At 65.7% G+C, this 11,671-nt stretch carries 13 protein-coding genes; 5 read left to right on the forward strand and 8 right to left on the reverse strand.

Annotated features, from left to right (window positions below):
• The first annotated feature begins 12 nt into the window (after nt 1-12).
• Nucleotides 13-774 (forward strand): IclR family transcriptional regulator, encoded by a 762-nt coding sequence (locus CH42_RS02230; RefSeq protein WP_053351592.1) that lies wholly within the window; start codon nt 13-15, stop codon nt 772-774.
• Nucleotides 775-789: 15 nt separating this feature from the next.
• On the opposite strand, the gene CH42_RS02235 is transcribed toward CH42_RS02230, so the two are convergent.
• Nucleotides 790-1,590: an IclR family transcriptional regulator gene (locus tag CH42_RS02235; RefSeq protein WP_053351593.1), complete on the reverse strand. Its 801-nt coding sequence runs from the start codon at nt 1,588-1,590 to the stop codon at nt 790-792.
• A gap of 108 nt (nt 1,591-1,698) precedes the next feature.
• Between CH42_RS02235 and CH42_RS02240 the strand changes: the two genes are divergently transcribed.
• Together CH42_RS02240 and CH42_RS02245 are read left to right on the forward strand one after the other, a co-directional pair.
• On the forward strand, nt 1,699-2,934 hold the full coding sequence (locus tag CH42_RS02240; RefSeq protein WP_053351594.1) for a trans-sulfuration enzyme family protein: 1,236 nt from the start codon (nt 1,699-1,701) through the stop codon (nt 2,932-2,934).
• On the forward strand, nt 2,931-3,392 hold the full coding sequence (locus CH42_RS02245; RefSeq protein WP_053351595.1) for an Lrp/AsnC family transcriptional regulator: 462 nt from the start codon (nt 2,931-2,933) through the stop codon (nt 3,390-3,392). The genes CH42_RS02240 and CH42_RS02245 overlap by 4 nt, the downstream gene beginning before the upstream one ends.
• A 9-nt stretch (nt 3,393-3,401) precedes the next feature.
• On the opposite strand, the gene CH42_RS02250 is transcribed toward CH42_RS02245, so the two are convergent.
• Entirely contained in the window at nt 3,402-4,049 is a 648-nt protein-coding gene (locus CH42_RS02250; protein WP_053351596.1) for a hypothetical protein, read from the reverse strand.
• Nucleotides 4,050-4,181: 132 nt separating this feature from the next.
• On the opposite strand from CH42_RS02250, the gene CH42_RS02255 reads away from it, so the two are divergent.
• Together CH42_RS02255 and CH42_RS02260 are read left to right on the forward strand one after the other, a co-directional pair.
• Nucleotides 4,182-5,126, forward strand: a complete 945-nt coding sequence (locus CH42_RS02255; protein ID WP_053351597.1) for an alcohol dehydrogenase catalytic domain-containing protein — start codon at nt 4,182-4,184, stop codon at nt 5,124-5,126.
• 49 nt (nt 5,127-5,175) lie between these two features.
• Nucleotides 5,176-6,270: a zinc-binding dehydrogenase gene (locus tag CH42_RS02260; protein ID WP_053351598.1), complete on the forward strand. Its 1,095-nt coding sequence runs from the start codon at nt 5,176-5,178 to the stop codon at nt 6,268-6,270.
• 42 nt (nt 6,271-6,312) lie between these two features.
• On the opposite strand, the gene CH42_RS02265 is transcribed toward CH42_RS02260, so the two are convergent.
• The 6 genes from CH42_RS02265 to CH42_RS02290 all read right to left on the reverse strand — a co-directional run bounded on the left by CH42_RS02265 (nt 6,313) and on the right by CH42_RS02290 (nt 11,593).
• A complete protein-coding gene (locus CH42_RS02265) occupies nt 6,313-7,362 on the reverse strand; it encodes a lipoate--protein ligase family protein (RefSeq protein ID WP_053351709.1) in 1,050 nt (349 codons plus the stop codon).
• Nucleotides 7,363-7,438: 76 nt separating this feature from the next.
• The gene (locus CH42_RS02270; RefSeq protein ID WP_053351599.1) at nt 7,439-8,305 is read right to left on the reverse strand and encodes an alpha/beta hydrolase; all 867 of its coding nucleotides are present in this window, start codon (nt 8,303-8,305) and stop codon (nt 7,439-7,441) included.
• 4 nt (nt 8,306-8,309) lie between these two features.
• Nucleotides 8,310-8,870, reverse strand: a complete 561-nt coding sequence (locus CH42_RS02275) for an Lrp/AsnC family transcriptional regulator (RefSeq protein ID WP_082309241.1) — start codon at nt 8,868-8,870, stop codon at nt 8,310-8,312.
• Nucleotides 8,871-8,940: 70 nt separating this feature from the next.
• Nucleotides 8,941-9,234, reverse strand: a complete 294-nt coding sequence (locus tag CH42_RS02280; protein WP_053351600.1) for a hypothetical protein — start codon at nt 9,232-9,234, stop codon at nt 8,941-8,943.
• Nucleotides 9,231-10,553: a hypothetical protein gene (locus tag CH42_RS02285; protein ID WP_053351601.1), complete on the reverse strand. Its 1,323-nt coding sequence runs from the start codon at nt 10,551-10,553 to the stop codon at nt 9,231-9,233. The genes CH42_RS02280 and CH42_RS02285 overlap by 4 nt, the downstream gene beginning before the upstream one ends.
• Complete coding sequence (locus CH42_RS02290; protein WP_156322444.1) at nt 10,550-11,593, reverse strand: hypothetical protein; 1,044 nt, start codon at nt 11,591-11,593, stop codon at nt 10,550-10,552. Before CH42_RS02290 ends, CH42_RS02285 begins: the two co-directional genes overlap by 4 nt.
• Between the last annotated feature and the right edge of the window lie 78 nt (nt 11,594-11,671).

Below are 11,671 nucleotides of genomic sequence, written 5' to 3' on the forward strand. Positions count from 1 at the left end.
CTGAATCGTGTGATGCAGCCCGCCGATTCTCCCTCAGGAACGTCGTCGTTGATTCAGGGTCTGACGCTGCTCGACGAAGTGGTCTGGCGGGAGCGCTCAGGCCGCTCAGCTCTGATCGCGTCGCGGATCGCCGATCGCACGGGAATCGAACGGAGCCGCACGTCGCGGCTCACGCAGGAATTGATCGACCTCGAATATCTCGAGCGCGGTGAACAAGCGGCGTTCTCCGCGGGCCCTGCGTACTTCGCGCTCGGGCGTTCGTTGCACGCGCCCTGGTTGCGAGCGGCTCGCGGCGAATTGCGGCGAATCGCGTCGGCATTTCCGGCTGGCGTGCGAGTATCGGCGCCCGTGGGCGATGGCTTCACCGCGTTGTTGCGCTACGAGTCGGGGCCGGGCGCACCCGAGAGTGCGACGAGCCCCGGCATGGTGACTCCGATCTGGTGCACCGGTGCGGGGCGCGCGCTGCTGTGGCGGATGGGGCGCGATGAACTCGATGAGATGCTGTCGAGTACGGAGTTCATCGGTGTGGGCGGGCCGTCTGCCGCACGCAGCGTCGATGAGGTCTGGGCCCTGATGGAGCGCGATCGTGCCGCCGGGTACGTGCGCGCGGCCGAGGAATTCGAATACGAGATTATGGAAATCGGCGTGCCGCTGACCGCTGATGGCCGCGTGACCGCAGCCATCAGTGCGGTGTGCCGAACCGAATTCCTGGACGGTGAACTTGCCGCCGAACTGTCGGCTGCGGCGCAGCGTTTGGAACAGCTGCTGGAGTAAGCCGGAAAAGCCCGGTCAGGCGGTGGTGGGGGCCGACGCAGGCAGCTTATCTCGAACGTCACTCGGTGCACCGAGCGCGCGGCTGAGCTCGTCGGCTGCGGTGCGACAGGCGAGGCCCAGTGCTTCAACGCGCTCCTCCAGCCGAACGCGCGGGCCGACGATCTGCATGGCGGCGATGACTTCCCCGCGGAAGTCGTGCACCGGCGCAGCGACTGAGAGGAGGCCGGGCTCGGCTTCCTCGTCCACGATGGAATAGCCGCGAGACCGCGCTTCGCGGATTCGTGCAATGAACTCGGTGATGTCGCGTGCGGCGCGCGGGCCCCCCGAAGAGAAGTCGGTGCGCGCGAGCACCGCAGATACTTCGTCGTCTTCGGCGTCCCAGAGCACCGCCTGGCCGGCATCGCTGCAGAACGCCGGGTATGCGCGGCCCACCCATGAGGTGATGAGTCGCTGCCCGCGCGGAAGCGCTTCGGCGATGGTCACGGTGCTGTCGCCGTACAGTTCGCCGAGAAAGCAGGCTTCTCCAGTCGTTGCGCTCAACTGCTCGAGTGCGGTGAGGCCCTCGGTGAGCAGCCGGCGGGCGGTTAGTGCTTGCGTCGAGGCGTACACCAGCGGTGAGAGTTGATATCCGAGCGAGTCACGCTCGGCGAGCCCGTTCGCCGCGAGCGCGGTGAGTACTCGGGAGGTCTGGGAGCGTTCACGCCCGGCCGCGAGCGCCACTTCGGTGACCGTGGCTGGAGCGCGGTGATGTTGCGCATGTGTCGCGAGCGCATCGAGCACGGCGAACCCGCGCCCCATGCTCGACACCGCACCCATGGCTCCAGGGTACTGGCATCCGGGCCGACAACGCGTACGCGATAGTTTGCGGAATATGCATTTCTAATTGATAATAATGCACACGCAGTATTGATGTGAGGGAGTTCCATGAGCCGCAACCGCCCCGACCGCACGCAGTGGTCGACACTCGCCGATCAGAGCCTCGCCGTGCATGCCGGCAACATGATGGATAGCACGCGAGCGCTCCGCACCCCGCTGGTGATGGCGAACTCCTACGAACTCCCGGAAGACCCGAGCGCGATCAGCTGGTCGGCCACCGAGCCTGGTTTGTACACGCGAAACAGTGGACTCAATCAGGTCGCTCTCGAGCGCAAACTCGCCGCGCTCGACGGCGGCGAGGCGGCAGTGGCACTCGCGAGCGGGGTTGCGGCGCTGCACGCCGTGTTTTTCACGCATGTCCGCACTGGCGACCATGTGGTGGTCAGCGACGTCACATACGAGGCGACGTGGCGATTGTGGACCGAGCTGCTCCCCGACCGCTACGGCATTGAGGCGACGCTGGTCGATGTCTCCGATCCCGACGCGTTGCGCGGGGCGATGCGCCCGAACACGCGTCTGGTCTGCATCGAAGCGATCGCGAATCCGACCACGAAAGTCGCTGATGTGCGGGCGATCGCCGAAGTCGCTCACGAGTTCGGTGCGATCCTCATGGTCGACTCGACGTTCACGCCGCCGCCGTTCTACCGTCCGCTCGAAGACGGCGCCGACCTCGTCGTCCACTCTCTGACCAAGTACATCAACGGGCACGGAGATGCCATGGGCGGCGCAGTCGTGGGCAGCGACGCGCTCATCGAGCCGATCAAAGCGGACGCGATGGTCGATGTCGGCGGCATTATCTCGCCCTTCAATGCATCGCAGATTCAGCGTGGATCGGTGACACTGCCTCTCCGCCTGAAGCAGCACTTCTCCTCCGCCCAGGCGGTGGCGGAGTTGCTCGACGCCGACGACCGGGTTGCGTTCGTTGCGTATCCGGGCCTGCCGACACATCCGGATCACGAGCTCGCGAAACGCCAGTTCGACGAGCGTGGGTTTGGCGGAACGATTGCGTTTGCCCTGCACGGCGGCTCCGAAGCGCAGAATGCATTCGTCGCGGCGCTCCGGCTCGTGACCTCCGGGTTCTCGCTCGGGCACGACGACTCGCTCATCGTCCACGTCGGCACCGCGGGCGGGCGGGTGGCTTACTACCCCGAACCGTTCCGCACTCTCGGGCATCTACGACTGTCGATCGGCATCGAAGACACGCAGGATCTGCTCGCGGATGTTGCCGCCGCGCTCGCATCGCTGCCCACTCCCCGCGCATCGCTGAGTCAATCGGCGAGATGACCGTGCGCGATCCTATCGATGAGCGCATTCTCGCGGAACTGACGACGAACGCGCGTATTTCGCTGGTGACGCTCGGGGCTCGGGTGAACCTTTCGCGAAACGCGGTGAAGCTGCGGATCGAGCGCCTGGAGCGTTCGGGCACGATTCAGGGGTACACCTTGGTGCGGGGGAGTGCATCGACAGCGGATCGGGTGTCAGCGGTGCTCATGATCGATCGAGCGGACCGTATGCGCGGTGCCGACGTCATCGCGGCACTCGCCAAGATCCCAGAGGTCGTGCGTTGCGATATTTTGGCCGGCGAGTTCGACATTCTGGCGAGAATCGATGCGAGATCGGTGGAACGAGTGCAAGAGATCTGGGAGCAAGTGAGCGCGATGCCGAGTGTGGTGAATACTGTCACGTCGTTCTCGCTGTCGACGATGATCGACCGTGAGAGTCGGGCGTGCCCGGCATTGTAAGCGGCCCGGTTATGAGTGTCCTTCGCCGGGGTCGGCATCCGTCGTCAGCTCGGGCGGAAGCAGTGCTGTCAGCGTGTGCACGACGGTTTCTGCGGGTGCAGGATCGCGATCGCTCAACCACCGCAGCAGTGCGTGCACGGTTCCGGCGCTGACGAATGACGTGGTGATCGAGATCGTCGCGTCGTCCGCGCCCTGAAATTCGGCTTCAACCGTGCGGCGAGTGAGTGCCTCGAAGCGAGTGACGAGATGCTCGAAGATTTGGGCACGGGATCCAATGGTGAATGCGTAATCGAGCAGCGGACGAGCCCGTTCGAGCTCGGCGATGAGACGACGCAACCCGTCGCGGGTGATGAGGTCTCTGCGGGAATGGACTCCCGTTCGGCGGGCGATGTCGGTTTCGGAGATCTCGGAGAGTGCGTCGGTGATGGCTTCGGCGGCGAGCTCGTCGACGGTCGCGAAGTGCGTGTAGTAGGTGCTGCGGCCGACGCCGGAGCGTTCGCACAGCCAGGTGGCACTGAGTCGGGGCGTGCGCGCAGCGGCTGCCTCGCGGAACGCGGCGATGAGGCGCGAGCGGGTCTGCGAAGCCTGATCGTCGCCAGCGGTGCGGAGCTCGGCTCGGCGATTCGCCTGGGGCGTCGGTTCGAAGCCTGGAAGCATGGCCTTTCCCTTCCTGTAGACAGTGTCTATTCTGGGCGTAACATGAGGCATGCGACCCGTTCCTATTCTGTCGCTCGTCATGTTGCGGCGGGTCGCATGCGGCGGACGGGCATCCGAAATGAGGTACACACCGTGAAAGCTTGGTTCCTTGACGAGGTGCATGCGCCGTTGCGCGCCGCAGAGATCGACCGGCCGGTGCCCGGCCCTGGGGAGGTGCTCATGCAGGTGCGTGCTTCGGGTCTGTGTCACAGCGACGTGGGCTATATGGAGGGCGTCATTCCGGTCACGATCCCGTTTCCCGTGGTGCTGGGGCACGAAGCCTCCGGCGTGATCGCGGAGCTGGGTGACGGCGTTACCGGCTGGGCCGTTGGAGATGCCGTCGCGAGCGCGATTGCTCCCGACGATGCGCCCGGTGTGTCCCGCGACGGTGCATACGCGGAGTACACCATCGTGAACGCGTCGAAGCTGGTGCGCCTGCCGGCTGGAATGGATTGGGCGCAAGCTGCAGCGGCTACCGACGCGGGGCTGACGTCGTACACCGGAGTGGTGGTATTCGGCGAAGTGCGCGCGGGCGATCGCGTCGGAATCGTGGGCCTCGGAGGCCTGGGAATGACCGGGGCTCAGATCGCCGTCGTTCAGGGTGCCACGGTGTACGGGGTGGAGCCCCGCGAAGCGCTGTGGGAGACGGCGAAAGGGCACGGGGTCGCTGAGGTCTTCGCAGACGTATCTGAGCTGGAGGGTATGGACCTTGACGTCGTCATCGATTTCGCGGGATTCGGCACGACGACCGCAGGGGCGATCCGCGCGGTGAAGACGCGGGGTCGCGTGGTGCTTGTCGGTCTGGGCCGTTCGGAGTGGACGATCAACTCCATCGACCTCGTGTCGCGCGCCATCGAACTGCGCGGGGCAACGGTCGCCGGCGAGCCGGCGCACCTGCAAGCCGTCATCGACCTCATCGCCGCAGGCCGGCTTAGCGTGAAAGCCGAATCGATCACCTTCGATGAGATTCCCGACGGGCTGGGTCGTTTGCAGCGGGGTGAAGTGAACGGGCGATTGGTCGCACTGCTGCCCGAGTAGAGCGCCGAGCCCATCTGAATACCACCAACACTGAAGAAGGAGCAGCATCATGAAAGCAGCAGTCGTGCGCCAATTCGGCGGCGGATTCCACACGGAAGAGGTCTCCGTGTCTCATCCGGAAGGTCGAGAGGTTCTCGTCCAAGTGCGAGCGTCGGGCCTCTGCCACAGCGACGAACTCGCAGCGAGCACCAACCTCGGCTATGACGTGCCGGCTGTATTCGGGCACGAGGTGTCGGGAGTGGTTGAAGCTATCGGGCCGGATGTGACCGAATTTCAGGTCGGCGATCACGTCGTGGGGTGCCTCGTGCAGTTCTGCGGTGCCTGCGACCGCTGTCTCACCGGCCGGGTGCACCTGTGCCGTCGCCCCGAGTCGACCGTTCGAAGTGAGCGCGGTGAGGCGCGGCTGACGGACACTGAGGGGCAGGCGCTTAGCCAGGGCATGGCATTGGGAGGATTCGCCGAGTTCGCTCTGATCCACGAGAACCAGTTGGCACGGGTGCCAGACACTGTCCCTTTCCCGCAAGCAGCCCTGCTGGGTTGCGGTGTCGTCACCGGAGCCGGAGCAGTCATGAACACTGCGAATGTGCAGGCTGGTGAGACCGTCGCCATCGTCGGCGCCGGGGGTGTCGGCCTGAACGCGGTCAGTGGTGCGGTCGTCGCTGGAGCATCGCGCATCATCGTGATCGACATCGCCGATGACAAGCTCGACACGGCGAAAAGCTTCGGGGCAACGGTCGGTATCAACTCGCGCAGCGTCGATCCCGTTGCCGCCGTGCTCGAAGCGACAGACGGCAACGGTGCCGATCACGTCTTCGACTTCGTCGGTGCCGGCGATACCACCGCTCAGGCGCTGCAGATGGTGGGGAAAGGGGGTGGGCTCTATTTGATCGGTGTGCTCGACCCGACGACGTCGGTCAATGTCTCCAACATCGACATGCTGATGCGACAGAGCCGTATTCAAGGGGTGTACATGGGGTCAACGAACCCCAAGCGCGATATCCCGATGATCGCGGAACTGTACTTGCAGGGGCGCTACGAACTGGACGCGCTGGTGTCGAAGGAGATTTCGATCGATGAAGTCAACGAGGGCTACGCTGCACTGAAAGACCCGACGGTCAATCGCGTCGTGATCACGTCGTTCTGACGCCGTCCACGAGTGGAGCTCGCGGGGCCGCCCGCGAGCTCCCTACGGCACCCGCCGAATCCAGGCCTCGGTGGTGAATTTCTGCTCGACGAGGCGCTCGGCGGCATCCCATTCGCCCTCGGTGACTTCGCCCTCGGTGCCGCCGTGGCGGCGCTTGAAGACTTCGATCATCTTCTCGATGATCTCTTCGCGCGGCAGCCCGGTCTGGCTGCGCAGCGGGTCGACCCGCTTTTGTGCGCTGGCGGTGCCTTTGTCCGAGAGCTTCTCACGCCCGATGCGCAGCACCTGGGTCATGGCTTCGGGATCCATGTCGTAGGCCATCGTGACGTGGTGCAGCACGGCGCCCGAACCGAGGCGCTTCTGCGCGGCCCCGCCGATCTTGCCGTGGGGGCTCGTGATGTCGTTGAGCGGCTTGTACACGGCGTCGATGCCGAGCGACTTGAGCGCCTCGAGCACCCACTCGTCGAGGTAGGCGTACGAGTCGGCGAAGCTCATGCCGCGCACGAGCTCGCCCGGAACGTACAGCGCGTACGTGATGCACGCCTCCGGCTCCATATACATGGCCCCGCCGCCCGAGATGCGGCGCACGATGCGTGCGTGCCGCGCGGCAGCCTGTTCTTCGTCGACCTCGTTCTTCACCGACTGGAAGCTGCCGATGAACACTGCGGGCTCATTCCACTCCCAGATGCGCAGGGTCGGCCCGCGCAGCCCTTCGCCCACGGCTGCGGTCAGTACCTCGTCGAGCGCGGCGTTGAGCACGGGAGCGATGGGCGGTTCGTGGATGATCTGCCAGTCGTAGTCGCGCCAGTGCGCGGCCCCGGTGACGGCGCGGCGGATCGCCACCCCGACCGAGTCGGGCGTGAATCCGAGCAGGTGCACCTCGCTCGGCAGCTTCGCCGAAATCGCGGTCGAGAACTCCTCGATAGTGCCGTTCGGGTGCAGCCCCTCGATCGCCTCGTTGATGCAGCCGAGCGCGTCGTCGGGCTCTAGAAAGAAGTCGCCCGAGAGGCGGAAGTCGCGGATGCGGTCGTCGATGACGTCGAAGTCGACGACCACCAGCTTGCCGCCAGGGACCTTGTACTCGCCGTGCATGCTCATGGTTTCAGGGTACGCCTGTGGGTGCGCCTCCGCCTAGCTCATCTCCGTGCCGCCGACCCGCAACCGCGCCTCAGTCGCTGGCGACGCGCTCCTGAATCCAGGTGGTGACGTCGGCGAAGACCTCGTCGCGGTTGGTCTCGTTCAAGATCTCGTGCCGCGCCCCGGGGTAGATCTTCACGGTGACGTCGCGCACGCCCTTCGCCCGGTAGGCGTCGGCGAGCAGCCGGATGCCGTCACCGCGGCTCAAAGGGTCGTCGGCACCGGCGACGAGCAGAATCGGCACCTCGGGGGCGAGGCCGGCTCCGGGCTTGCCGAAGAGCCGGAGCCCGTCGGCGACACCGAAGAGCTTCAGAATGTCGGCCTCGAAGGTCAACGGATCTTCGGCGAAGGCGGTGCCCACGGAAGCGTCGCGGCTCAACCATTCGAAGCCGCTTCCGGCGTCTGCGGCCCACTTCGCGTTGAGGTTGCCGCTCTCCATGTGCCGGAACGTGCGGAAGGCCGACCCCGACAGCACGACCGCATCCCAGGTGCGCGGGTGCTCGTTCATGATGCGCTGCGCCATGAGCGACCCCCACGAGTGTGCGAACAGCACGAGCGGCAGGTCGGGGTGGCGTTCGCGCGCGATGTCGGCGAACTGCCGCAGCGCGGCTTCGGTGGCGAGCAGCCCACCGGGCCCGAGCTTGCCGAGCTTCGCGAGCTCACCGCTGTGCTGGCGGCGGCCGGTTTCGCCGTGCCCGCGGTGATCGTCGGCGACAACAGTGAAGCCTGCCGCGGCGAGGTGGCGCGCGAACGGCTCGTAGCGCAGGGCGTAGTCGCCGATCCCGTGCGCGATCTGCACGACCCCGACCGGGTCTGCCGCCGCCCACTCGTAGCAGTGGATCTCGACTCCGTGCGCGTCGACGTAGTCGAATTCGGTGCGCTCGCCCTCGGTGCTCATTGCCCTATTCTGTCGCTTCGCGGGCGGGGGCACCAGGGAGGTCACTCAGGGTGGGCAGCAACCTATCGGTGCGGGATCGCCCGATGTCGCCGACGCCCCACCCATAGGCGAGTTTGTGCGCCTTCAACACGAAGAACGACTCTGTGCGCACCACGCCGGGTACCTTCTGCAGGGTGTTGAACATGAGGTCGGTGTAGTGGTCGATATCGCGGCAGACAACCTCGACCATCACGTCGAAGCCGCCGCTCGTCAGTACCACATAGCTCGTCTCGGTGAGCTCGGCGAGCGCTTCGCACACGTCAGGCGCAGTGCCCGGCTCACACGTGACACCGACGAGCGCGAGCCGATCGAACCCGATATTCAGCGGGTTCGCGATGCCGACGATCTGGAACATGCCGCTGTCTTGCAGCCGCTGCACGCGATATCGCACCGACGACGCCGAGACGCCCAGCTCGTCGGCGAGCGTGCTGAACGGCGCCCGCCCGTCGATCTGCAGCGCGGCGATGAGCTTGCGATCCAACTCGTCGAGATCGAGGTGCGCCGTTGCGGCGTCGCGTTCGGTCATGGAGCCTCCTGGGTTCGGGCGTTCCGACAATCCTATGACGCCGGGTGCGACGCCTCCGAGGGGTGCTGGCTCACGCTGCTAAAGTCTTGCGACGTGTATCGGGTGCAGGTCGAAACAGGGCCGCCGTGCGCAACTGTGAGATCCCGAAGCCGCCGAGAGCCAGCGCGAACACGCCAATCCAGATTGATGCGGCCCAGAGCGGCAGACCGTTGCGTCGTCCGCTGACGTGGAAATCAGGATTCCAGTCGGCGTAAACCCATCCAGCGAGAAGTGCGGCGCCGAGCAGCACGCCGATGCAGAGGCAGATGGTTCCCCGTCTCAGATGACGTCGGCGGATGCCGATGGCGGCTCGCCGATGCATCATCGCGCCTGCACCCAGGCGATCCAGTTCTCAGCCGAATAGGCGTCGTCGATTTTCTCGCCCACCGCGGGCAGCGACCCGAGCACCGCGAGCCCGGCATCGTCGCGCTTCGCTGCGACCGCAAGTGCCCAGGGGTCGCCACCGCTTTCGGCGACGAACTGGTAGTACGAACCGGCTGCGTCGTATGCAGCGAGCGCGTCAGTCGAGTCGAAGTTGGCGTCGGCGAGCGCTTCCACACCCGACGCGGCAACGAGCTGCTGCACTTCGGGCGTGACGAGACTGCGGTCTTGGGTGCCTGATGCCGTCTCCATGTACCGCGCAAACCCTTCGAGTACGGCGTGAGACCTGAAGACTCCGCTGTCGGGCACCGCGGAGAAGTGCAGCACGTGCGCGAACTCGTGCACAAAGGTTTGTTTGAGCTGGTCTGCCGACCCCGGGCCCATTACGACGTAACTGCCCGAGTTCTCACGCCCCGTGGCGATGGACGGTTCGAGCAGATCGCTCGGCATGGACGGGCGATCGGTGGGACGTGCGACCGCGGCGGCTTTGACCACGGCAGGCTCCGTCGGGCCGAACGCCCACTCGGTGAACCGTTCGGGATCGCCAGTGATGGCGGTCACAAAGCCGTCTTGGGGCACCTCGGCGCCGAGCTGCTCTGCGGTGTCGAGCGCGAGTTTCGCCGTGTCTTCGGCGGCGTCGATGTTCGCGTCGATGAGCGCCTGCTCGGATTCCAGCCCGAAGAGCACGACGTGGTCGCGCTGCTGCACGTAGAGCGCACCCACATCCCAGGGGTTGGCGGCCCCGATCGGAGTGAACGAGGTGATTTTCAGATCGGCGCCCTCGCCGGTGGTCTCGATCGCGTATGCGGTGCCGTGCAGCAGCTTTTGGCCGGCATCGGATCGGCCGCTACTGCGCACTGGTGCCGCTGTGAAGGGCAGCTCGAGCCCGACGAGGGCCTGCTCGACGCCGTCGTCGTCGGTGTAGGGCTGAATGTACCCGTACTCCCAACCGAGCTGCTTCGAATGATCCCACCAGTCCGCGAGCTGCGTCGTGGCCTCGCCGTCGGCGTGTGCGAGGAAGGCGTCGCGGTCGCCGGATCGCATCGCGCTGTTCAGCTCCGACCATGCGGTGTCGTAGAGCGTGAACTCATCGAAGCCGCCGTCAATGCCCCATGGTTCGGTCTCGACGGTGGTCGCGAAGTCGGCAGAGGCGCCCACTTCAGGAGACTTCGGAAACGCGATGATGACCGCAACGCTCGCGAGCGCGGCGGCAGCGACCACGCTGATCGCGGCGATCAGGAGGCGGAGACCTTTCGTGCTCATCGTGCGATCTCCTTCTGAATGCCGAGAATTCTGAGGTGGTAATCGTCGAAGGTAACCATCGACCCGCCGACGCTCGCCGCCCCGAGGGTGATGATGTACTCGCCGTCTGAAGTGCTGATCGGGTATTGAGCGAGCAGTGGGTTGCCCTCCATCGGCGTGCGAACCTTGAGTGCGGCCTCGGGAACGTGCGAGCGGTCGAAGAGCGGGAGCTCTGCGGCGAGCAGCGCGAGATCGACGTTCTCGCCGATGACCGAGGAACCGTCTTCGCGCAACCAGCAGTCGGAGCGCAGCTCGCCGGTGGTGCGCGCGGAGTCGGAGAGCTGCGCGAAGACGCCGCCCACGCTCGAGCACGCACTGCCGCCGTTTCGTTCCGTGGTCTGGAGCGTCGTGCCGGCGAGCACACGACCGATGCCGGGGTTTGCTGCCGAGAACTGGGGCGACGATAGTGCCGTCACTCGCCACGGGCCGATCGCGGAAGGCGTGCGTTCGGGATCTGCCCGATCCGGGGTGTCGTCACCGTAGTAGAAGGGTCGAGTGAGCCAGAGCTGCTGCGGTACGCCGAAGGTGAAGTCGTAGCCGAACGTCGTGTACGAGTACTTGAGGTCGATCATCACCGACGCGGAGTCCGCGTCAGCTTCGTCGACCAGTTTGGCGAGGTCGCTGCTCTGCACGAAGGTCGGTGGCCCGGAGGTCGCCGAGATTTCGACGTCGAGGGCGGCCATGGTGGCCTCATCAAGTCGCAACGGCGAACGGTCGAGTGTCGAGTTGCGCAGACGGTTGCTCGAGAGCTCGCGCCACGCGTCATCGTTTGCGGTGGTTGCGGAGGCGATGAACTCATCGGAAAGAGCGGCGACCGTTGCGGCTTCGTCCGAGTGCGATTGCGTGGCGGCCACCACAATGCTCGCAGTCGCCGCGAGCACGAGCGCCACGCCTCCGGCGAGCACCGCCCAGGTTCCCCCGTTCCAGCGTCGCGACGATGTTCTACCTGTGGGCGCCGCCGTGGTCGACGAGACGTGATCCCCATGGTCTGGCGTCGTCATGCTCTGCTCCCTCGTGCTGAATCGCAGCGACCGGCAGAACGCCTGCGGGTGCCGCGCTTCATGTTTCCCCATCAGTAC

The organism is Leucobacter musarum subsp. musarum (assembly GCF_001273845.1).
Classification (GTDB): domain Bacteria; phylum Actinomycetota; class Actinomycetes; order Actinomycetales; family Microbacteriaceae; genus Leucobacter; species Leucobacter musarum.